The organism is Kluyvera sp., assembly GCF_047971185.1.
Lineage (GTDB): Bacteria > Pseudomonadota > Gammaproteobacteria > Enterobacterales > Enterobacteriaceae > Kluyvera.
Genome location: NZ_JBKDZH010000020.1, coordinates 67,509 through 89,398 on the forward strand (window position 1 = coordinate 67,509; position 21,890 = coordinate 89,398).

Below are 21,890 nucleotides of genomic sequence, written 5' to 3' on the forward strand. Positions count from 1 at the left end.
GGTGTTAAATGGATGAATTTAAACCAGAAGACGAGCTGAAACCCGATCCCAGCGATCGTCGTACTGGTCGCTCTCGTCAATCTTCCGATCGTGACAACGAGCCACAGATCAACTTTGATGATGTGGATCTCGATGCGGATGAGCGTCGTCCGTCCCGTAGTCGCAAAGCACGCGAAGAAGTTGAACCGGAAGACGAATACGAGAATTCTGACGAAGCCGATGAGGGTGACGTAGAAGAAGTCGTAGAGCGCCGCCCGCGTAAACGTAAAAATGTCGCGCCGCGTAAGCCGGCCTCCCGTCAGTACATCATGATGGGGCTGGGCGTGGTGGTGCTGCTGGTGCTGATTGTCGGCATCGGTTCGGCATTGAAAGCCCCGTCGACAAACGATCAGAGCGCTTCTGCTGAGAAAAGCATTTCACTGTCTGGCGGCGATAACGTCGATCAGTCCAGTATGACCCAGAGCCAGCCGGCGCCGGAAGCGAATCCGCAGCAGGACGTTTCTCTGCCGCCCATTTCCTCGACGCCGACCCAGGGCCAGCAAACCGCTGCGCCGGACGGCCAGCAGCGCGTAGAAGTGCAGGGTGACCTGAACAATGCGCTGACCCAGCAGCAGGGCCAGATTGACAATGCGGTCGTCAATTCGACGCTGCCAACCGAGCCGGCTACCGTGGCGCCGATCCGTAACGGCGCGCGCCCGGCGGTAACCGCGCCGGAAACGCCGCGTCAGACCGCGACCGCTCCGCGTCCGGAACGTAAGCACACGGTGATTGAAGCGAAACCTAAGCCGGTTGCGACCACGAAAACCCAGACCCCTGCAGCGCAGAGCAAACCTGCTGAAGCGAAGCCGGTCACGACCGCGCCGAAGCAGACCGTGACGGCCGCAGCGCCAGCGCCAACTAAAGCGCCGGCTGCTGAAGCCGCCAAGCCAACCGCGACGACTACCGCACCAGCGGCAACCGCAGCGGCTACTGCTGCACCTGCTGCGGCGGCAACCGGTAAGTCTGCCGGTGACGTCGGTTCGTTGAAATCGGCTTCTGGCTCGCACTACACCCTGCAGCTCAGCTCCTCTTCTAACTACGACAACCTGAACGGTTGGGCGAAGAAAGAGAACCTGAAAAACTACGTGGTGTATGAAACCTCTCGTAACGGCCAGCCGTGGTATGTTCTGGTCAGCGGCATCTACGCGTCGAAAGATGATGCCAAGCGCGCCGTGACCACGCTGCCAGCCGACGTACAGGCGAAAAACCCGTGGGCGAAACCGCTGCATCAGGTTCAGTCTGACCTGAAGTAATCGTCGTTTCGTTGTCGACCGCCCCGTTTATACCGTTGCGTATAAGCGGGGCGTAGAAGCGCAGGATGCTGTCGGAGCTTTCTCCACAGCCGGAGAGAGTGTAAGTAGTCAGGCCGCATGAAAAAAAATCGCGCTTTTTTGAAATGGGCAGGGGGAAAGTACCCGCTGCTCGATGAAATTCAAGGTTATCTGCCGAAAGGCGAGTGCCTGGTTGAACCCTTCGTTGGTGCTGGATCGGTATTCCTGAATACCGATTTTTCGCGTTATATTCTGGCTGATATCAACAGCGACCTCATTGAGCTCTATAAAATCGTTAAAACGCGCGCCGATGAGTACGTTGAGCAGGCGCGGATGCTGTTTGTGCCCGAGACCAATAACGCCGAGCGCTACTATCAGTACCGCGAAGAGTTTAACGCCAGCACCGATCTGTTCCGTCGCGCGGTGCTGTTTTTGTACCTCAACCGCCACGGCTACAACGGCCTGTGCCGTTACAACCTGCGCGGTGAGTTTAACGTCCCGTTTGGGCGTTATAAGAAGCCTTACTTCCCGGAAGCCGAGCTGCGCCACTTTGCCGAGAAAGCGCAAAATGCCGAGTTCTACTGCGAGTCGTATGAAGACTGCATGAAGCGCGCCGGAAAGAATGCCGTTGTCTACTGTGACCCGCCGTACGCGCCGCTGTCGGCGACGGCGAATTTTACGGCCTACCACACCAACAGCTTTAGCCTGGAGCAGCAGGAAGTTCTGGCGCGAAAAGCGGAAGAATTGATGGCGAAGCGTATTCCGGTGCTTATTTCAAACCACCGCACGCCGCTGACGCTGGAATGGTATAAAAACGCAACGCAGACGCACGTCGTGAAGGTTCGACGTAGCATTAGCCGCAATGGCGGCACGCGTAAAAAGGTGGACGAGCTGCTGGCGCTGTATCGCCCGCCTGCAAAAAAACAACGTTAAAGACCCTAATGGATAGGCTCTGAGGAGATGCGGATGAAACAGTACCTGATTGCCCCTTCAATTTTGTCGGCCGACTTTGCCCGCCTGGGTGAAGACACGGCCCGCGCGCTGGCCGCCGGGGCGGATGTGGTTCATTTCGATGTTATGGATAACCACTACGTGCCGAACCTGACCATCGGGCCGATGGTGCTGAAAGCGCTGCGTGACTACGGTATCACCGCCCCTATTGATGTGCACCTGATGGTGAAGCCGGTTGACCGTCTGGTTCCGGACTTCGCCGCCGCGGGCGCCAGCATCATCACCTTCCATCCGGAAGCCTCCGAGCACGTCGACCGTACCCTGCAATTAATTAAAGAGCATGGCTGCAAAGCGGGGCTGGTGTTTAACCCGGCGACGCCGCTGAGCTATCTCGACTACGTGATGGATAAGCTGGACGTGATTCTGCTGATGTCGGTTAACCCGGGCTTCGGCGGCCAGTCCTTTATCCCGCACACGCTGGAGAAGCTGCGTGAAGTGCGTCGCCGCATTGATGAGTCCGGCTACGACATTCGCCTCGAAGTGGACGGCGGTGTTAAAGTGAACAACATTAGCGAAATCGCGGCGGCCGGGGCGGATATGTTCGTCGCGGGGTCGGCGATTTTTGGCCAACCTGACTACAAAAAAGTCATTGATGAAATGCGCAGTGAGCTGGCAAAGGTAAGTCATGGATAAATTGCAAAGCATTCGCGGCGTCGCGTTTGACCTCGACGGCACGCTGGTCGACAGCGCGCCGGGGCTGACGGCGGCGGTAGATAGCGCGCTGTACGCGCTGGAGCTGCCGGTGGCCGGCGAAGATCGCGTGGTCACCTGGATTGGCAACGGTGCCGACGTGCTGATGGAGCGGGCGCTGAACTGGGCTCGCCAGGAGCGCGCGACGCAGCGTGCGGCGCAGGGTAAACCCTCCGTCGATAGCCACGATATTCCGCAGGATGAGCAGCTTCGCGTGCTGCGCCGCCTGTTCGATCGCTATTATGCCGAATTTGCCGAAGAAGGCAGCTTCCTGTTTCCGCACGTCGAGCAAACGCTGGCCGCGCTGCATGCCAGCGGCCTGCCGCTGGCGCTGGTGACCAACAAGCCGACGCCGTTTGTCGCGCCGATTCTGGCGTCGCTGGGCATCGACAGCTACTTCTCGGTGGTGATTGGCGGCGATGATGTGCAAAACAAGAAGCCGCATCCGGAGCCGCTGCTGAAGGTGGCGGAGAAACTCTCCCTGACGCCGGAAGCGCTGCTGTTCGTTGGCGACTCGCGCAACGATATCCAGGCAGCGAAAGCGGCGGGCTGCGCCTCCGTCGGCCTGACCTACGGCTACAACTATGGCGAAGCCATCGCGCTCAGCGAGCCGGACGTCATCTTCGACCACTTTAACGAACTTTTGCCCGCTCTTGGGCTTGCGAACAGTGAAAATCAGGAATCAAAACATGACTAAGCCCATCGTATTTAGCGGCGCACAGCCGTCAGGTGAACTGACCATCGGTAACTACATGGGTGCGCTGCGTCAGTGGGTCAACATGCAGGATGACTATCACTGCATCTACTGCATCGTGGATCAGCACGCGATTACCGTTCGTCAGGATCCGCAGGCGCTGCGTAAAGCGACGCTGGACACCCTGGCGCTGTATCTGGCCTGCGGCATCGACCCGGAAAAAAGCACCATCTTCGTTCAGTCTCACGTGCCGGAGCACGCGCAGCTGGGCTGGGCGCTGAACTGCTACACCTATTTCGGCGAACTGAGCCGTATGACCCAGTTCAAAGACAAATCCGCCCGTTACGCGGAAAACATCAACGCCGGTCTGTTTGACTACCCGGTGCTGATGGCCGCCGACATCCTGCTGTACCAGACGAATCAGGTGCCGGTGGGTGAAGATCAGAAACAGCACCTGGAGCTGAGCCGCGATATTGCTCAGCGCTTTAACGCCATCTACGGCGATGTGTTCAAAGTACCTGAGCCGTTTATTCCGAAGTCTGGCGCGCGCGTGATGTCGCTGCTCGAGCCGACTAAAAAGATGTCCAAGTCCGATGACAACCGCAACAACGTGATTGGCCTGCTGGAAGATCCGAAATCGGTCGTTAAGAAGATCAAACGTGCGATGACCGACTCCGAAGAGCCGCCGGTGATTCGCTATGACCAGAAAGAGAAAGCGGGCGTGTCTAACCTGCTGGATATCCTCTCCGGCGTCACCGGCCAGAGCATCCCAGAGCTGGAACAACACTTCGAAGGCAAGATGTATGGCCACCTGAAAGGGGAAGTGGCAGAAGCGGTTTCCGGTATGCTGAGCGAGCTGCAGGAACGCTACCACCGCTACCGCAACGATGAAGCTTTCCTGCAGAAGATCATGAAAGAGGGCGCGGAGAAAGCCAGCGCGCGCGCTTCTGAGACACTGAAGGCGGTGTACGAAGCGATTGGCTTTGTGAGCAAGCCGTAAGCCGTCGCCGGGAACTCCGGCGTCACATTGCGCATAAAAAAACCGGGATAATCCCGGTTTTTTGCTTTAGTGATTAGAGAACCAGTTCAGTTTCCCGCGTAATCCCACCACCCGGCCGACGATAATCAGCGCCGGGCTGGCCATCTGCTGCGCCAGCTCGCCGAGCTGCGTCAGCTGCCCATCGACCACCCGCTGGTTAACCGCCGTGCCGTTCTCAACGATAGCTACCGGCATATCGGCCTGCATACCGTGCTCAATGAGCTTCTGCTGGATGGTGGCGGCCTGATTCAGCCCCATATAAAACACCAGCGTCTGCTTCTCTGCCGCCAGGTTTTCCCAGTCCAGCTCGCCGCCGGTTTTCAGGTGGCCGGTGACCAGGCGCACGCTCTGGGCGTAGTCGCGGTGGGTTAACGGAATGCCGGAATAGGCCGAGCAGCCGGAGGCGGCGGTAATGCCCGGCACCACGGAGAACGGGATGCCCGCTTCACAGAGGGTTTCCAGCTCTTCGCCGCCGCGGCCAAAGATAAACGGGTCACCGCCTTTCAGGCGCACCACGCGTTTGCCCTGCTGCGCTTCACGCAGCAGGATCTGGTTGATCTCATCCTGCGGTACGCAGTGGTAGCCCGCGCGTTTGCCGACGAACACGCGGTCGGCGTCGCGGCGCACCAGATTCATAATATCGTCGGAAACCAGACGGTCATACACCACCACGTCCGCCTGTTGGATCTGCTGCAGGCCTTTGAGCGTCAGCAGCCCGGCGTCGCCCGGCCCTGCGCCGACCAGCACCACTTCACCTCGATGATCCAGCGGGGTGTTCAGCAGCTGTTCAGTTTCATCCGCTACTGCTTTGTGATCCTGATTCGCCAGCGACTGCGCCAGACGATCGTTCACGAAAAACTTTTCCCAGAAGCGACGGCGTTCGCCCATGGTGGCGAACTGTTGTTTCACCCGCGCGCGCAGCTGGCCGGCGTAGGTCGCGACCTGGCCCAGATGCTGCGGCAGCATGGCTTCCAGCTTTTCGCGCAGCAGACGCGCCAGCACCGGTGAGGTGCCGCCGGAGGAGACGGCCACCATCAGCGGTGAGCGGTCAATAATCGACGGCATGATAAAGCTCGCGGCTTTCGGAGCATCGACCACGTTACAGAAAATACGGCGTACTTCCGCTTCGTCGCTCACCTGCTGATTGACGGCATCGTCGTCGGTAGCGGCAATCGCCAGCCAGCAGGGGTCAAGAAGGGCAGGTTGAAAATCGCCCGCCACCAGCGTCAGCATCCCCGCGTCGGCCCAGACGTGGAACTGTGGAACGTAATCCCGCGCGTTTACCGTCAGGCGTGCGCCCGCGTCCAGCAGCAGGCGCGCTTTGCGCTCGGCGACATCACCGCCGCCGACCAGCAAACAGTCGCGATCGCGCAGTTGGCAAAAGATGGGTAAGTGATCCACGGGGCAACCTCACGGAATTAACAATAGAAATGCGGGGGATAAATAATGCGGGTAAGGATAACAGCAGACATCGTCTGGAATACACGATTTTTGCTGCTGTTACCCCTTTAAGGTCATAAGTTTTCGCTATTACTTATGCCGAAAACGATCAGGCTTTTAGCTGTACCAGGCCGTCTTTAACGCGAACCTCGTAATGGGCGACGGAGTGGCTTTCGTCCTCCATGCACAGGCCGTCACGCAGGCGGAAGCGCTGCTTTTTCAACGGGCTAGCCACCCACAGTTCCCCCTGATGCTCGGCAATCAGGCCGCGGGACAGCACGCTTGACTCGAAGAACGGGTCGATGTTGCTGATGGCGAACACCTGATTATCGGCGTACGGGCGGAACACCGCCACCTGCTGGTCGCCCAGCAGGGCGCAGACGCCGGTGGCCGGCACAATCGCGTCAATGTTGCAGATATTTACCCACTGGCTCATGCGTTTTCCTCCACCAGAGTTACCGGAATGCGTTCGTACGGCGTAGCCGGGCGATGCTGTGCACGTTCAGAAACCACCTGCACGTTCGGGTCACGCTGCTCGCTGTTGATAAAGTGCTTGAAGCGCACCTGAGCGGCTGGGTCGTTAACCGTTTCGGTCCATTCACAGGCGAACGCGGCGCGCAGACGGGCGATCTCTTCTTCCAGATGGTCGTTCAGGCCCAGCTTGTCGTCGATGATCACCGAACGCAGGTAGTCGATGCCGCCTTCCATGTTATCCAGCCACGGGGCGGTACGCGTCAGCTTATCGGCGGTGCGGATGTAGAACATCATAAAGCGGTCGAGGTACTTGATCAGCGTGTCGCGGTCGAGGTCGGCCGCCAGCAGATCCGCGTGGCGCGGCTTCATGCCGCCGTTGCCGCAGACGTACAGATTCCAGCCTTTTTCGGTGGCGATGATGCCGACGTCTTTACCCTGGGCTTCCGCACATTCGCGGGTGCAGCCAGAGACGCCAAACTTCATTTTGTGCGGCGTACGAATGCCCTTGTAGCGGTTTTCCAGCTCCACGCCGAAGCCGACGCTGTCGCCGACGCCGTAACGGCACCAGGTGCTGCCTACGCAGGTTTTCGCCATACGTAGCGCTTTGGCATACGCGTGGCCGGTTTCAAAGCCCGCTTCAATCAGCTGACGCCAGATTTCCGGCAGGTCGTCTTTCTGCGCGCCAAACAGGCCGATACGCTGGGAACCGGTGATTTTGGTGTACAGGTTGAATTGGCGGGCGATACGGCCCACCGCCACCAGACCTTCCGGGGTGATTTCACCGCCCGCAGAGCGTGGGATCACGGAGTAGGTGCCGTCTTTCTGGATGTTCGCCAGGAAGTTGTCGTTGGTGTCCTGCAGCGGCGTATGCTGCGGCTTGAGGATGTACTCATTCCAGCAGGAGGCCAGCAGCGAGCCGACGGTCGGTTTACAGACTTCACAGCCGTAGCCTTTACCGTATTTCGCCAGCAGTTCGTCGAAGGTTTTAATGCCTTCCACGCGGATCAGGTGATACAGCTCCTGACGGGTAAACGCGAAGTGTTCACACAGGCTGTGGTTCACCTCGATACCCTGTTTCGCCAGCTCGGCGTTGAGCACCTGAGTGACCAGCGGGATACAGCCGCCGCAGCCAGTACCGGCTTTGGTTTCGGCCTTCAGCGCCGCCACGGTGTGGCAGCCTTTGTTGATCGCCGCGACCAGGTCGCCTTTAGTGACGTCAAAGCAGGAGCAGATCTGCGCGCTATCCGGCAGCTTATCCACGCCGATAGACGGCTTACCGCCGCTGGCGTGGGCGGGCAGAATCAGCGAGTCCGGGTTTTCCGGCAGCTCAATGGCGTTCAGCGCTAATTGCAGCAGGTTGCCAAAGTCGCTGGTGTCGCCGACCAGCACTGCGCCGAGCAGCGTTTTGTTGTCCTGGCTGACGATCAGGCGTTTGTAGACCTCTTTGCTTTCATCGAGGTACACGTAGCTGCGCGCGCCCGGTGTGCGGCCATGCGCGTCGCCGATACCGCCAACGTCAACGCCCAGCAGCTTCAGCTTGGCGCTCATGTCGGCACCCTGGAAGCTATTTTCGGTGCCGAGGATGTGGTCCACCGCCACCTGGGCCATTTTGTAGCCCGGCGCGACCAGGCCGTAGACGCGGTTTTTCCAGCTGGCGCATTCGCCAATCGCGTAGATATCCGGGTCAGAGGTCTGGCAGCTGTCGTTAATCAGGATGCCGCCGCGAGTAGCCACTTCCAGGCCGCACTGCGTGGCCAGCTTGTCGCGCGGACGAATACCGGTGGAGAAGACGATAAAGTCGACTTCCAGCTGGCTACCGTCGGCGAAGCGCATGGTTTTACGCGCGTTTTCGCCTTCCTGTACGATCTCTTTGGTGTTTTTGCTGGTGTGAACCTTCACGCCCATGCTTTCGATTTTGCGCTTCAGCTGCTCGCCGCCCATTTGGTCGAGCTGTTCGGCCATCAGCATGGGTGCGAATTCGATCACGTGGGTTTCGACGCCGAGGTTTTTCAGCGCACCGGCCGCTTCGAGGCCAAGCAGGCCGCCGCCGACGACCGCGCCGCGTTTGCTACGGCGGGCGCAGGATTCAATGGCGTTGAGATCTTCAATCGTACGATAAACGAAGCAATCCTGAGTTTCAGACCCTTTGATTGGCGGGATCCACGGGTAGGAGCCGGTCGCCATGATCAGCTTGTCATAGAAGACGGTACGACCCGCGCTGGAGTGGATCACCTTCTCTTTACGGTTGATGGTGATCGCGCGTTCGCCGACCAGCACCTTCACGCCGTGCTTCTCGTAGAAGCCTTCGCGCACCAGCGACAGCTCTTCCGCCGTGTGGTGTGAGAAGTAGGAAGAGAGGTGTACGCGGTCGTAGGCGATGCGGGGTTCTTCACAGAAGACGGTAATATCGAACTGGCTGGCGTCGGACTTATCGAGAAGATCCTCGATAAAGCGGTGGCCGACCATACCGTTGCCGATAATTGCGAGTCTGACTTTGCTCATTTTTGCCTCGATTTCTATTCTAATACTGCCTACCTTAACGATTCAGCTAGGGGGATTATTGATTCAAATCAATTTAGCCTTTGCCTACTCCTTAATGAGTAGATTGATGATTTATAAGTGTTTTTGTAAGTTGCGGATAATACTCAACTTTCTTTGTTGTGCGTTTTTTGTGCGGAAAGCGTAAATAAACGGCGATTTGGCAGGCGAGGAAAATGGGGGCCAGAAGCGCCCCTTTTCATGGCGAAAAGGGGCGAAGCGGATTAGTGAGAGGCTGACGCCGCGTGCTGGCGGTGACGGCTCACAAAGCCCAGGATCAGACACATTACAAACACCACGGCGTACAGACCGTTGGCGGTCGTCAGCGCCGCCAGCGGGCCGCTGTGGGCAACGATCGGGCCGGTGACCACGAAGGTCAGCATGGTGCCGATAGTGCCGCAGGTCAGCACGAAGTTAACCAGTTTGGGTGAGGCCACTTTGGTTTGCAGCGAGCCCAGCGTGATGATGGAGGTATAAATGGCGCTGGAGAAGAAGCCGAGCGTCAGGATAAACCACGCCAGATGCTGCGGTTCGCCGTGGTTGAACAGGTACATCATCACGGTGGCAATACCGGCCAGTACGGTCAGGATGCGCTGCAGGTCGAAGAAACGCAGGATAAAGCTGAAGGCCCACATGCCGAACATGTAAGACATCCAGAAGTCGCTGACCAGCTTGCCCGCATCGCCGAGGCTCATACCCAGACCCTTAGCGTATTCCGGTACCCACGAGATAAAGCCCAGCTGGCCGAGGATGTAGCACAGCGCGGCGATGGACAGGAACAGCACGCCAATGCCCCACTTCTCTTTAACGACCGGCTGGTCGTTGTTCTGCGCTTTTTTACCCAGCACCGGGAAGTCGCAGCCGAAGGTCAGCACGAAGATAGCCACGTAGATCAGGCCAATGCAGGCATATACCCAGTACCACTCAATGGTACGTGCCAGCAGCCAGGCGGCCAGCATCGGGAAAATCATCCCCGCCATGCTGAAGAAGGAGTCGGTAAACAGCAGACGCGCCCCGCGCTGACGCCCTTCATACATGTGGGTGATCAGGAAGGTACCAATCGACATGGTGATCCCGCTGACCAGACCCAGCACGAACATGGCGGCGGAGAACAGCGCCAGGCTGTGGCTGGTCATCAGACCAATAACCGCCAGCACCATCAGGATAAAGCCAAAACGCAGCTGCGTTTTCAACGGTACGATTTCCATCAACCAGGCGTTGAGGAAAATCGAGATCAGGATCCCAGCGTTCAGGAAGGTAAAGGTGTTACTCATGCTGGAAACAGGCAGATTGAAGTAATCGGCGATGTTCCCCATCACCATCCCGGTGACAATTACCAACGCACCGGTAAGGGCGTAGGAGAAGAAGCTGATCCATGTGAGCTTGATACGGTTGCTGTTAGTCATGACTGGCCTGTGAATAGTTGTGTAAAGCGCGTTGACACCACGCTGAGCGGGCAGATTTTATTCACTTGAGTGATGTATTCATAGTTTTATTACGCAAACGTTGGCGTATTACACTTTTCATTGTGATCTGGATCACAAAATGGAGTGAGGTAATTCTTACCCTGCTCATTATAAGCGTTACATCCGCGTAAACTTTGGTAAAGCACTGGCCTGAGGGGCTATCCCTCTTTAGAATCAAGCCACTCGCTTTCTCTACTGCACCTGTTAAAGGAATTCTCATGCTCAAATCAACTCTGGCGGCCGTGGCGGCTGTTTTTGCTCTCTCGGCGATGGCTCCTGCGGCATTAGCAGCAACCACGAACCCGCACGTGCTGCTGACCACCTCCGCAGGCAACATAGAGCTGCAGCTGGATAGCCAGAAAGCGCCGGTTTCCGTTGAAAACTTCCTGAAATACGTTAATAGCGGTTTTTACAACAACACCACCTTCCACCGCGTGATCCCGGGCTTTATGGTTCAGGGCGGCGGCTTTAACGAGCAGATGCAGCAGAAGCAGCCGAACCCACCGATCAAAAACGAAGCCGACAACGGCCTGCGTAACACCCGCGGCACCATTGCCATGGCGCGTACTGCCGATAAAGACAGCGCTACCAGCCAGTTCTTTATTAACGTGGCCGACAACGCCTTCCTTGACCACGGCCAGCGTGATTTTGGCTACGCGGTATTCGGTAAGGTCGTGAAGGGCATGGATGTGGCCGACAAAATTTCCCAGGTGCCGAGCCACAACGTTGGGCCATACCAGAATGTGCCGACCAAACCGATCGTGATCCTGTCGGCGAAGGTGCTGCCGTAAGCCACGTCGGGCGGCGTCTGGCATGAGACCGCCGCCCGTATCGCTAAAGCAACCCGCACCCGGTAGAATGGCGGCAGATAAATGACCGGAGCCGCCATGATTCTGCTGATTGATAATTATGATTCTTTTACCTGGAACCTGTACCAGTATTTTTGCGAGCTGGGGGCCAGCGTGGTGGTCAGACGTAACGATGACATCACCCTTGATGACATCGAGCAGCTGGCGCCGGAAAAAATCGTTATCTCACCCGGCCCCTGCACGCCGGACGATGCCGGTATCTCTCTTGCCGTCATCCGCCGCTACGCGGGCACGATTCCTATCCTCGGCGTTTGCTTAGGTCATCAGGCTATCGCGCAGGCGTTTGGCGCGCGCATTGTGCGTGCACAGCAGGTTATGCACGGTAAAACTTCTCCCATTAGCCACCAGCAGCAGGGCGTTTTTCGCGGTCTGAATAACCCGCTGACCGTCACGCGCTATCACTCTTTGCTGGTTGATCCCGATACGCTGGCCGATTGCTTTGAGGTGACCGCGCGCAGCGAAAGCGGCGAAATCATGGGCATTCGTCATCGCGAGTGGGATCTGGAAGGCGTCCAGTTCCATCCGGAAAGCATTCTTAGCGAGCAAGGGCATCAGCTGCTGGCCAACTTTCTCCAGCGATAGTAGTTGCTATGATGTGATTTTTTATGCATATTTTGTGGGTAGATTCTCACAATCATTGCTGCATCGTTTGAAGAAGGGCATGACATGGTAACCAAACAACCTGCGATCACCCGCGCGACCTTCGATCAGGTCATTTTACCAATCTATGCACCGGCGGAGTTTATTCCGGTGAAAGGAAAAGGCAGCCGCGTGTGGGATCAGCAAGGCAAAGAGTACGTTGATTTTGCGGGCGGTATCGCGGTGACCGCGCTGGGCCACTGTCATCCGGCGCTGGTTGAGGCGCTGAAAACCCAGGGCGAAACCCTGTGGCACACCAGCAACGTCTTTACCAACGAACCGGCGCTGCGCCTGGGGCAGAAGCTGGTTGACGCCACTTTCGCCGAGCGCGTGGTGTTCATGAACTCCGGCACGGAAGCGAACGAAACCGCCTTCAAGCTGGCGCGTTACTACGCCTCTACCCGTCATAGCCCGTACAAAACGAAAATTATCGCCTTCCACAATGCCTTCCACGGGCGTTCGCTGTTTACCGTTTCCGTTGGCGGCCAGCCGAAGTACTCCGATGGCTTTGGCCCGAAACCGGCCGATATCATCCACGTGCCGTTTAACGATCTGCATGCGGTCGAGGCGGTAATGGATGACCACACCTGCGCGGTAGTGGTGGAGCCGATTCAGGGTGAAGGCGGCGTGATGGCGGCAACGCCAGAATTCCTTAAAGGCCTGCGCGACCTGTGCGATAAGCACCAGGCGCTGCTGGTGTTTGATGAAGTGCAGAGCGGCATGGGCCGTACCGGTTCGCTGTTTGCCTACATGCACTACGGCGTGACGCCGGATATCCTGACCAGCGCCAAAGCGCTGGGCGGCGGCTTCCCGGTCAGCGCCATGCTCACCACTGAAGAGATTGCCAGCGCCTTCCACGTCGGTTCGCACGGTTCGACCTACGGCGGCAACCCGCTGGCCTGTGCGGTGGCCGGTGCTGCTTTTGATATCATCAACACCCCGGAAGTGCTGAACGGCGTCAACGCCAAGCGCGAGCGCTTTGTGCAGCACCTGCAGCAGATCAATGCGAAATATGACGTCTTCAGCGACGTGCGCGGGATGGGGCTGCTGATTGGCGCCGAACTGAACGCGAAGTACAAGGGCCGCGCGCGCGACTTCTTATACGCCGCGGCGGACGTTGGCGTGATGGTGCTCAACGCCGGGCCGGACGTGATGCGCTTTGCGCCGTCGCTGGTGGTGGAAGAAGTGGATATCGACGAGGGCATGCAGCGTTTTGCACAGGCCGTCGCCAGAATTGTCAGCTAGCTTTCCGCTTTAACCAGCCACCGTGCCGCGGGCGCTGGCGCCACGCCACCGATGAAATGGTGTGCATGGTGTTCAGGTGCCCCAGAATACGCTGGAGATGCTGTTCCATGGTGCTTAGCGGCCCATGCGACAGCGAATCCGGCGCTTCCATAATATTGACCTCGCCGCTGCCCCCCGCCTCATCGTACTCCAGCCGCTGCTGACAGCGCTGCAGGGCGATTTCACACGACTCCAGATACTGCTGCGCCAGATCGGGCGTTAGCATGTTGTGCTCGCGCGCCAGGGTGGTCATGGCGTTGATGTGCTCGACGATAAACTGGCTGTGGGTGACCCACAGCTTCATGTCTTCCAGATAGCGCGAGTTAAACCCCGGCTCCTGCATCGCCTGGTTGAGGGTGTTATACAGCGTGTTATGCGCCTGGTTAACGCGCATGCGCTGGTAGGCCAGCTTTGGTGCCTGCGGGTCGGGGCTGAGGATCAGGCGAATGGCTTCCTGGTCCGCTTCCAGCGCCGCCTGCGCGTTCTGGCGCAGCTGGCCGCTCTGCCACTGCGGCCACAGCCAGATCATGCCGCCGAAGGCAATCAGGCAGCCAATAATGGTGTCGATAAAGCGGGCGACGATGAACTCTTCGCCGTTAAGCGTCAGGATTTGCAGGGTGTATACCGCCGTGATGGTAAAGCCAACGGTCGCCCAGCCGTAGCTGCGACGAATAATCAGGTAGCTCACCAGCGTGATCATCAGCATGCCGGCCAGCGCCCAGCCCTGCGGCGCGTGGAAGTGCAGGGTAATGGCGGCAATCACCAGCCCGGCAAGGGTGCCCGCCGCACGGTGGAAAATACGTACCCGGGTCGCGCCGTAGCCGTTTTGCGTCACCAGCAGCACCGTCATCAGGATCCAGTACGGTTTCGGCAGATGCAGCGCCGCGCCCATCAGGCTGGCGATGCTCAGCATCACGCTGAGACGCGCGGCGTTACGCAGGGCCGGAGACTTCAAAGACAGGTAGCTTTTCAGCGCCGGGAACAGCGGCAGCCGCCGCTCTTTGTCGGCCATCAGGTTGCGCGGATACAGCGGCCGCTGAAAGCGCAGCACGCGGGCAATGCGGCTGAAGTGCCAGGCGCAGAACTGGCCAACCGGGTTATCCGGGTGCTGGTCGGCAATTTTTTCCAGCGCGCTAATCTGTTTATCCATGCTGAAGCGGGTAGGGTAGCGGTGATAGAGGATATCGTCCGCCAGCACCCGCAGGCGCGCGGCCACGGTCTGGGCATTCCAGCGGATCACCGCTTCGGCGTGGCTGCGTTCAACCAGCTTCTGCACCTCTTCCGGCTGGTGCAGGCTGACGGAGATATGCTCCTGCAAATCTAACCCGACCTGGAAGGCGCGTAGCAGGCGCTTATAGTCATTATGCTGGTTAGCCGCCAGCATGTGCAGCTGCTGGTAGCACAGGGAAATCAGATCGACCACTTTCTGCTGACGGGTGAGCAGCGGCGGCAGCGCGGTGGTGGGATCGGTATGCTGGGTCAGCAGGCTGTATTTGGCTTCGCAGTAGTCGGCCAGTTGGCGGTACAGCAGGCTGAGCGATTCGCGCAGCGGTTGTTCGCGCCACATCCAGAACCACCACCAGTTAAACAGCCCGTACCACAGGGTGCCCAGCGCATACAGCAGCAGCGGCTGCCAGATGGGCATATTTCCCGCGAGGCTGAGGGTAAAAATGGAGGCAATTAGCGAGGCGGGCAGCAGTCGTCCGTGTAGCGCGCTGATCTCCGCCGTTACGCCAAGCAGCAGCGCTAGCCCGGTCAGAATCAGTGGCAAAGGCACATCGCGCGCCAGCAGCAGCTGAACGGCGAGACTACAGCCGGCGAACAGGCAGCCGCCGATAGCCAGACGTTTAAAAAAGCGTTTATGCGGGGTGTCGAGACCGGCAATGTTGCAACAGGCGGGCACTAACGAGAACAGCAGCCCTTGCTGGAGGTAGCCGAACAGCAGGCCGATGGCAACGGGCAGACACAGCACCAGCGTTTGCCGCAGTGCATAGTTGATTTCCGGGTGGTAAATCAGCCTGCGCCACATAGAGGGAAAACAAAAACGGCGTACTGGGTTAACAATACGCCGTTTGGGCTGGATCAGCGGGTACCGTAAACGACAATGGTTTTGCCGTGTGCGGAGATCAGGTTCTGATCTTCCAGCATCTTCAGGATACGGCCCACGGTTTCACGGGAGCAGCCCACGATCTGACCAATTTCCTGGCGGGTGATTTTGATCTGCATCCCGTCCGGGTGGGTCATGGCGTCAGGTTGTTTCGCCAGGTTCAGCAGGGTCTGCGCGATACGACCGGTGACGTCGAGGAACGCCAGGTTGCCGACTTTCTCAGAGGTAACCTGCAGACGACGCGCCATTTGCGAAGAGAGACGCATCAGGATGTCCGGGTTAACCTGGATCAGCTGACGGAATTTTTTATAAGAGATTTCAGCAACTTCACAAGCGGTTTTTGCCCGTACCCACGCGCTGCGTTCCTGGCCTTCTTCGAACAGGCCTAACTCACCGATGAAATCGCCCTGGTTGAGGTAAGAGAGGATCATCTCTTTCCCTTCTTCGTCCTTGATGAGTACTGCCACTGAGCCTTTTACGATGTAATACAGCGTCTCTGCTTTTTCACCCTGGTGAATCAGCGTGCTCTTCGATGGGTACTTATGAATATGGCAATGAGACAAGAACCATTCGAGAGTCGGGTCTGTTTGCGGTTTGCCAAGCACCATGCGCGGTTATCCTCTGTTATAAGCTCTTCCCGGCGGCAAAAGCCTAGCGGCCACCGGTTGCAATAGTATCCTTCCCGTTACCTGGGAAGTCGGCTGTCGAATACTGTCGCAGCCTGTAATGTGATGTCCTCTGCATACATGCAGTACGTTTATGTATTACCGTAGCATCCCGACTGTTTTAGCATAGCTTTTGCCGTGTGTCTCCTGGTGTCTCGCTTCAGCATGACGCCGATCGCCTTCCATTGCGAGAATTGTTATGTGCGCGTAATCTGAGAAGAAAATTGCAACCTTGGAGTTAAAAATTATGCAAGCGCGTGTGAAATGGGTTGAAGGGCTGACCTTCCTGGGCGAGTCCGCTTCCGGCCACCAGATTCTGATGGACGGCAACTCTGGCGATAAAGCGCCAAGCCCGATGGAAGTGGTGCTGATGGCCGCCGGCGGCTGCAGCGCGATTGACGTGGTCTCTATTCTGCAGAAGGGTCGCAACGATGTGACCGACTGCGAAGTGAAGCTGACCTCCGAGCGTCGTGAAGAGGCGCCGCGCCTGTTCACCCACATCAACCTGCATTTTATCGTCACCGGTAAAGGGCTGAAGGATGCGGCGGTTTCCCGCGCGGTGGATCTGTCGGCGGAAAAATACTGCTCCGTCGCGCTGATGCTCGAAAAAGCGGTGAACATTACCCATTCTTACGAAGTGATTGAAGGTTAATCCCTTCGAAGGGTAGCCCGGCCGAACGAAGTGACGCCGGGGACGTTGCCGGCGTCGGTGCTTGCGCACCTCGTCCGGGCTACCTGCTAGTTCCTGCCTTCCATCAGACGCTGCACCAGCGGCGTCATGATTAATTCCATCGCCAGCCCCATCTTCCCGCCCGGCACCACCAGCGTATTCATATGCGAGATAAACGAGCCCTGCAGCATCGCCAGCAGCCACGGGTAATCGATGTTATCGAGGTTGCGGAAGTGAATGACAACAAAGCTCTCATCCAGCGACGGAATGCCCTTGGCGGCGAACGGGTTGGAGGTATCGACCGTCGGCACGCGCTGGAAGTTGATATGGGTGCGGGAGAACTGCGGCGTGATGTAGTTGATGTAGTCTTCCATCGAACGCACCACGGAATCCATCACCGCTTCTCGGGAGTGGCCGCGCTCGCTGGTGTCGCGGATCATCTTCTGGATCCACTCGAGGTTAACGATCGGCACTACGCCAACCAGCAGGTCGACATGGCGCGCGACGTCATGCTGGGGCGTCACTACGCCGCCGTGTAGGCCTTCATAGAACAGCACGTCGGTGGGTTCCGGCAGCGGCTGCCAGGGGGTAAAGGTGCCGGGCACCTGATTCCACGGCACCGCCTCATCGTAGGTATGCAGGTATTTACGCGACTGCCCTTTACCGTTCAGGCCATAGTCGTGGAAGGTTTGTTCCAGCAGGCCGAAGTCATTGGCGTCCGGACCAAAGTAGCTGATATGGCGGCCCAAATCGCGGGCTTTACGAATCGCCATATCCATTTCCGGGCGGGTATAGCGGTGAAAGCTGTCGCCTTCCACTTCGGCCGCCCGCAGGTTGAGCTGAGCAAAGATTTTACGAAACGCGAGGCTGGTGGTGGTGGTTCCCGCCCCGCTGGAGCCGGTAACGGCAATAACCGGGTGTTTGGCAGACATGCGAATAACTCCCTGAACAGGCTACGATCAGCGCGGCGCGCTTAGCGTAAGTATAGTTAACCGCGAAATTGGTTACGGGGCATGATATTGACGGTCTCGTGAAGTTCGGACCAGACCAGCACCGCTTCGCCTGTTTGTAGCTGCTGTTTTACGTCGGCGACCTTTTGCGCAAGTGAACGTTCATATTCACCATAATCAGTGCCTTCGCGCAAGACAAAGCTTTCAATCAGGTTGTCCAGCGTCTCCGGGTCGATATCCTGCCAGGGAATAATCATGCTTTCGCTCCTAGCCAGCGCATCAACCAGGCGGGGATGCGTTTTTCCAGCCACATTTCCGGGTGGCGCAGGGTGCCGCCGATAAAGCCCACGTGTCCGCCGTATTCCGTCAACTGGTACTCCACGTTCTCCGGCAGCTCTTCCTGCGCGGGGATGGAGTGGTGATCCATAAACGGATCGTCCTTCGAGTGAATGATCAGCGTCGGCTTCGTAATTTTGCTTAAGATCGGCATCGCGCTGCACTGGCGGTAGTAGTCGATGGCATCAGCGAAACCGTGGATCTTCGAGGTAATCGAATCGTCAAACTCGCGGATGCGGCGCATGCTTTTTAGCTGGCGGAGATCCACCGGCAGCGAGCCGGGATAGGCCTTCAGCTTGCGGGCAGCGTTGCCTTTCAGCAGGTTGAGCAGATAGCGCTGGTAGACGCGCGAAAAGCCTTTATCCATGTGGTAGCTACAGGCTTCCAGCATAAACGGCGCCGAAACGATCGCGGCGGCGTCAATCGGCACCTCGTCGCCTTCTTTCGCCAGCAGGCAGGCCAGCATATTACCGCCCAGCGAGTAGCCCACCGCGGCGGTAGGCACGTTGCCGTACTCGCGCGCCAGCCAGTGCAGGAACCAGGTGCCGTCTTCCGTTTCGCCGGAGTGGTAGATGCGGTTAAGACGGTTGGGTTCGCCGCTACAGCCGCGGAAGTGCATCACCACGCCCAGCCAGCCCTGCGCTTTCGCGGCGCTGATCAGGCCGTGCGCATACGGGCTGTACAGGCTACCTTCCAGACCGTGAAACACCACCAGACGCGGTTTGTGGCGCGCGGCCTGCGGATCTTCACTCCACGCCAGATCGACAAAATCACCGTCCGGCAGCTCAAGGCGCTGCCAGTGCGGCGTGAACTGTACCTTACGGCGGATAAGGCGCGGCAGCATGGTCTGCAAATGACGGTTGCTGACGCCGCGCATCGGCACGAAGTCGGCGCTGCTCTGGGTGTCGATGTTGAGATCGTGGTGGGTGGTTTCAGTCATGTCTACGTGATGTTTACTCGTTAATCTGCCGCCTACTATACCGTCACTTTGCCCTCGTGTTTATGAAAATGAGGCATAGATAGTCGTTTTTATCCCTTTGGGATCTGATCCTCATCACAAATTGTTACTTCAATTATTACTCTCAAGCTAATGATTCTCTCCTACGCTTAATTGATGACTTTCTCACCAGGGCGCACACTCTTAGCTGTGTTAAGCAATCAAAATGATTAGCTGAATCAGGAGGTTAATAATGTTATCTGGGCAAACGCCAGCACGAGTCTGGAACACCCGCCGCACGGAAAAACAGCGCCGTCTGGCTTCCGTTCCGGTGCAGGGTAAGGTGCTGCCGACCGCAGACCTGACCGCGATGCTGGAAAAACTGATCGCGCCGGGTGACCGCGTGGTATTAGAAGGGAATAACCAAAAGCAGGCAGATTTCTTGTCCCGTATGCTGGCTGAGGTGAACCCGCAGATTGTGCACGGCCTGCACATGATTATGCCAAGCGTCGGGCGCAGCGAGCATCTGGATATCTTCGAAAAGGGTATCGCCCGCAAGCTGGACTTCTCCTTCTCCGGCACCCAGAGCCTGCGCATCTCGCAGCTGCTGGAAGATGGTCAGCTGGAAATTGGCGCCATCCATACTTATATCGAACTCTATTCCCGTCTGTACGTTGACCTGTCGCCGAACGTGGCGCTGATTGCCGGCTTCAAAGCCGACCGCAAAGGTAACCTCTACACCGGGGCGAGCACCGAAGATACGCCAGCGCTGGTTGAAGCCGCCGCGTTCCACGATGGTATCGTCATCGCACAGGTGAACGAGCTGGTGGACGACGAATGCGACCTGCCGCGCGTGGACATCCCCGGCTCCTGGGTTGACTTCGTGGTGGTGGCCGATAAGCCATTCTTTATTGAACCGCTGTTTACCCGTGACCCGCGCCTGATTAAACAGGAACACATCCTGATGGCGATGATGGCGATTAAAGGCATCTACGCGGAACACCAGGTGCAGTCGCTGAACCACGGTATCGGCTTCAATACTGCCGCTATCGAACTGCTGCTGCCGACCTACGGCGAACAGCTGGGGCTGAAGGGCAAAATCTGTAAACACTGGACTCTGAACCCGCATCCGACGCTGATCCCGGCGATTGAAAGCGGCTGGGTAGAAAGCGTGCACTGCTTCGGCGGCGAACTGGGGATGGAAGAGTACATCCGCGCCCGTCCGGACATCTTCTTCACCGGTTCCGACGGCTCCATGCGTTCCAACCGCGCTTTCTGCCAGCTGGCAGGTCAGTACGCGGTGGATATGTTTATCGGTTCTACCTTGCAGGTTGACGGCTACGCCAACTCCTCAACGGTCACCCGAGGCCGCCTCTCCGGCTTCGGCGGCGCGCCGAACATGGGCCACGATCCGCACGGTCGTCGCCACGCGACCCCAGCCTGGCTGAACATGATCACCGAACCGGATCCGATGCAGCGCGGTAAAAAACTGGTGGTGCAGATGGTCGAAACCTTCCAGGCCGGTGTGAAGCCAACCTTCGTTGAGAAACTGGATGCGGTAGACGTGGCGAAAGCCTCCGGTATGCCGCTGGCGCCGGTGATGATTTACGGCGACGACGTGACCCACGTGTTGACTGAAGAAGGTATCGCCTACCTCTACCGCGCCAAAGATCTGGAAGAACGCCGCGCGATGGTCGCTGCGGTTGCCGGTATCACCGATATCGGTCTGGGCGTTGACGCTAAGCGCGTTGCCGAGCTGCGCCAGAGCGGCAAAGTGGTCTACCCGGAAGATATGGGCATTCGTCGTACCGATGCCACCCGTTCGCTGCTGGCGGCCGGTAGCGTCGCGGACCTGGTGGAATGGTCTGGCGGTCTTTACAACCCACCTGCGAAATTCCGGAGCTGGTAATGAAACTTCTGCCCCAGATTCAGGTTGAAGGCGGTGCCGAATGGCTGGCGCGAACCGCCACGCAGTGTCTGATTGACGAAGCACGATTAAGCCCGAAACCCGGTCTGGTGGACAGTCGGGGGAACGGCGCGCACCACGATTTATCGCTTGCGCTAATGGAGCGCTCCGCGCACAGCCTGACCCCCACGTTTCAGGCACTTGCGCAACAGAGCTGGCAGCGGCCAGCCGACATTGCGCTGAGACAAACCGTAGGGCGACTAGGCCGAGAAGGCGAGAAACAGATGATGGCCGCCACCGACGGCGTGAATACCCACCGCGGCGCGATTTGGGCGCTCGGGCTGCTGGTCAGCGCGGTGGCGATGCATGGCGGCGTGGGCAGCGCGCAGCAGGTGGCGAATACCGCCGCTGAACTGGCAAAACTGCCGGATGCCGCCGCGCCGAAGGTCTTCAGCAAGGGGCTACGCGCCACCCACCGTTATCAGGTGCCGGGTGCCAGAGAAGAGGCACAGCAGGCGTTTCCGCACATCATGCAGCGCGCGCTGCCGCAGCTTCGTTTAAGCCGCTTTAACGGCAGCAGCGAAACGCACGCAAGGCTCGATGCGCTGATGGCGATCATGACCTCGCTCACCGACACCTGCGTGCTGTCGCGCGCCGGGATGGCGGGGCTGGACGCTATGCAGGACGGCGCCCGCGCCGTGCTGAGCGCAGGGGGTAGCGCCCATCCGGCAGGCCAGGCGGCCTTAGCGGCGCTCGATAGCCAGATGCTGGCGCTGAACGCCTCGCCGGGCGGTGCAGCCGATTTACTGGCCGCCACGCTGTTTCTCGATCGCATCGAATCGCCTTATTTCAAGCATTAAGAGGA

20 protein-coding genes are annotated in these 21,890 nt (G+C 58.3%); 11 read left to right on the forward strand and 9 right to left on the reverse strand.

All coding sequences use genetic code 11. From position 1 onward, the window contains the following. Nucleotides 1-8 precede the first annotated feature (8 nt). The 5 genes from damX (at nucleotide 9) to trpS (ending at nucleotide 4,705) form a co-directional block, all read left to right on the forward strand. Nucleotides 9-1,292, forward strand: a complete 1,284-nt coding sequence (gene damX, locus ACK5JN_RS05615) for a cell division protein DamX (protein ID WP_416869252.1) — start codon at nucleotides 9-11, stop codon at nucleotides 1,290-1,292. Nucleotides 1,293-1,409: 117 nt separating this feature from the next. Further along, nucleotides 1,410-2,243 carry an adenine-specific DNA-methyltransferase gene (dam, locus tag ACK5JN_RS05620; protein ID WP_416869253.1) on the forward strand — a complete coding sequence of 278 codons (834 nt, stop codon included), beginning with the start codon at nucleotides 1,410-1,412 and terminating at the stop codon, nucleotides 2,241-2,243. Between the two features lie 33 nt (nucleotides 2,244-2,276). Beyond that, on the forward strand, nucleotides 2,277-2,954 hold the full coding sequence (gene rpe / locus ACK5JN_RS05625; RefSeq protein WP_163446688.1) for a ribulose-phosphate 3-epimerase: 678 nt from the start codon (nucleotides 2,277-2,279) through the stop codon (nucleotides 2,952-2,954). After that, on the forward strand, nucleotides 2,947-3,708 hold the full coding sequence (gene gph / locus ACK5JN_RS05630) for a phosphoglycolate phosphatase (protein WP_416869254.1): 762 nt from the start codon (nucleotides 2,947-2,949) through the stop codon (nucleotides 3,706-3,708). The genes rpe and gph overlap by 8 nt, the downstream gene beginning before the upstream one ends. Beyond that, nucleotides 3,701-4,705 (forward strand): tryptophan--tRNA ligase, encoded by a 1,005-nt coding sequence (gene trpS / locus ACK5JN_RS05635; protein ID WP_416869255.1) that lies wholly within the window; start codon nucleotides 3,701-3,703, stop codon nucleotides 4,703-4,705. The genes gph and trpS overlap by 8 nt, the downstream gene beginning before the upstream one ends. 66 nt (nucleotides 4,706-4,771) lie before the next feature. On the opposite strand, the gene cysG is transcribed toward trpS, so the two are convergent. The 4 genes from cysG to tsgA all read right to left on the reverse strand — a co-directional run bounded on the left by cysG (nucleotide 4,772) and on the right by tsgA (nucleotide 10,602). Then, nucleotides 4,772-6,145, reverse strand: a complete 1,374-nt coding sequence (cysG, locus tag ACK5JN_RS05640; RefSeq protein WP_416869256.1) for a siroheme synthase CysG — start codon at nucleotides 6,143-6,145, stop codon at nucleotides 4,772-4,774. A 148-nt stretch (nucleotides 6,146-6,293) separates the two neighbouring features. Beyond that, nucleotides 6,294-6,620: a nitrite reductase small subunit NirD gene (nirD, locus tag ACK5JN_RS05645; protein WP_416869257.1), complete on the reverse strand. Its 327-nt coding sequence runs from the start codon at nucleotides 6,618-6,620 to the stop codon at nucleotides 6,294-6,296. After that, entirely contained in the window at nucleotides 6,617-9,160 is a 2,544-nt protein-coding gene (gene nirB / locus ACK5JN_RS05650; protein ID WP_416869258.1) for a nitrite reductase large subunit NirB, read from the reverse strand. The genes nirD and nirB overlap by 4 nt, the downstream gene beginning before the upstream one ends. Before the next feature lie 260 nt (nucleotides 9,161-9,420). Beyond that, complete coding sequence (gene tsgA / locus ACK5JN_RS05655; RefSeq protein WP_416869259.1) at nucleotides 9,421-10,602, reverse strand: MFS transporter TsgA; 1,182 nt, start codon at nucleotides 10,600-10,602, stop codon at nucleotides 9,421-9,423. Between the two features lie 278 nt (nucleotides 10,603-10,880). Here tsgA and ppiA point away from each other — a divergent pair, with 278 nt between their 5' ends. The 3 genes from ppiA to argD all read left to right on the forward strand — a co-directional run bounded on the left by ppiA (nucleotide 10,881) and on the right by argD (nucleotide 13,415). Continuing rightward, nucleotides 10,881-11,453, forward strand: a complete 573-nt coding sequence (gene ppiA / locus ACK5JN_RS05660; RefSeq protein ID WP_416869260.1) for a peptidylprolyl isomerase A — start codon at nucleotides 10,881-10,883, stop codon at nucleotides 11,451-11,453. Between the two features lie 96 nt (nucleotides 11,454-11,549). Continuing rightward, nucleotides 11,550-12,113, forward strand: coding sequence for an aminodeoxychorismate synthase component 2 (gene pabA, locus ACK5JN_RS05665; protein ID WP_416869282.1), 564 nt, complete (start codon nucleotides 11,550-11,552; stop codon nucleotides 12,111-12,113). Between the two features lie 84 nt (nucleotides 12,114-12,197). After that, nucleotides 12,198-13,415, forward strand: coding sequence for a bifunctional acetylornithine/succinyldiaminopimelate transaminase (argD, locus tag ACK5JN_RS05670; RefSeq protein ID WP_416869261.1), 1,218 nt, complete (start codon nucleotides 12,198-12,200; stop codon nucleotides 13,413-13,415). Here the strand turns inward: argD and ACK5JN_RS05675 are convergent. Together ACK5JN_RS05675 and crp are read right to left on the reverse strand one after the other, a co-directional pair. Further along, nucleotides 13,408-15,483 carry a YccS/YhfK family putative transporter gene (locus tag ACK5JN_RS05675; protein WP_416869262.1) on the reverse strand — a complete coding sequence of 692 codons (2,076 nt, stop codon included), beginning with the start codon at nucleotides 15,481-15,483 and terminating at the stop codon, nucleotides 13,408-13,410. The two genes, argD and ACK5JN_RS05675, sit on opposite strands and share 8 nt — an antisense overlap. A gap of 53 nt (nucleotides 15,484-15,536) precedes the next feature. Continuing rightward, nucleotides 15,537-16,169, reverse strand: a complete 633-nt coding sequence (gene crp, locus ACK5JN_RS05680) for a cAMP-activated global transcriptional regulator CRP (protein WP_000242758.1) — start codon at nucleotides 16,167-16,169, stop codon at nucleotides 15,537-15,539. Nucleotides 16,170-16,473: 304 nt separating this feature from the next. Here crp and ACK5JN_RS05685 point away from each other — a divergent pair, with 304 nt between their 5' ends. Further along, a complete protein-coding gene (locus tag ACK5JN_RS05685) occupies nucleotides 16,474-16,878 on the forward strand; it encodes an OsmC family protein (protein ID WP_064541617.1) in 405 nt (134 codons plus the stop codon). A gap of 86 nt (nucleotides 16,879-16,964) precedes the next feature. Here ACK5JN_RS05685 and ACK5JN_RS05690 read toward each other — a convergent pair whose 3' ends face one another. The 3 genes from ACK5JN_RS05690 to ACK5JN_RS05700 are packed head-to-tail and all read right to left on the reverse strand — an operon-like array spanning nucleotide 16,965 to nucleotide 19,122. Beyond that, nucleotides 16,965-17,828 carry a phosphoribulokinase gene (locus ACK5JN_RS05690; RefSeq protein WP_416869263.1) on the reverse strand — a complete coding sequence of 288 codons (864 nt, stop codon included), beginning with the start codon at nucleotides 17,826-17,828 and terminating at the stop codon, nucleotides 16,965-16,967. A gap of 56 nt (nucleotides 17,829-17,884) precedes the next feature. Further along, nucleotides 17,885-18,103: a YheU family protein gene (locus ACK5JN_RS05695; RefSeq protein WP_064541565.1), complete on the reverse strand. Its 219-nt coding sequence runs from the start codon at nucleotides 18,101-18,103 to the stop codon at nucleotides 17,885-17,887. After that, nucleotides 18,100-19,122: a hydrolase gene (locus tag ACK5JN_RS05700; RefSeq protein WP_416869264.1), complete on the reverse strand. Its 1,023-nt coding sequence runs from the start codon at nucleotides 19,120-19,122 to the stop codon at nucleotides 18,100-18,102. The genes ACK5JN_RS05695 and ACK5JN_RS05700 overlap by 4 nt, the downstream gene beginning before the upstream one ends. A gap of 250 nt (nucleotides 19,123-19,372) precedes the next feature. Here ACK5JN_RS05700 and mdcA point away from each other — a divergent pair, with 250 nt between their 5' ends. Then, nucleotides 19,373-21,028 carry a malonate decarboxylase subunit alpha gene (mdcA, locus tag ACK5JN_RS05705; RefSeq protein ID WP_416869265.1) on the forward strand — a complete coding sequence of 552 codons (1,656 nt, stop codon included), beginning with the start codon at nucleotides 19,373-19,375 and terminating at the stop codon, nucleotides 21,026-21,028. Further along, on the forward strand, nucleotides 21,028-21,885 hold the full coding sequence (locus ACK5JN_RS05710) for a triphosphoribosyl-dephospho-CoA synthase (protein WP_416869266.1): 858 nt from the start codon (nucleotides 21,028-21,030) through the stop codon (nucleotides 21,883-21,885). The genes mdcA and ACK5JN_RS05710 overlap by 1 nt, the downstream gene beginning before the upstream one ends. Nucleotides 21,886-21,890: the final 5 nt, after the last annotated feature.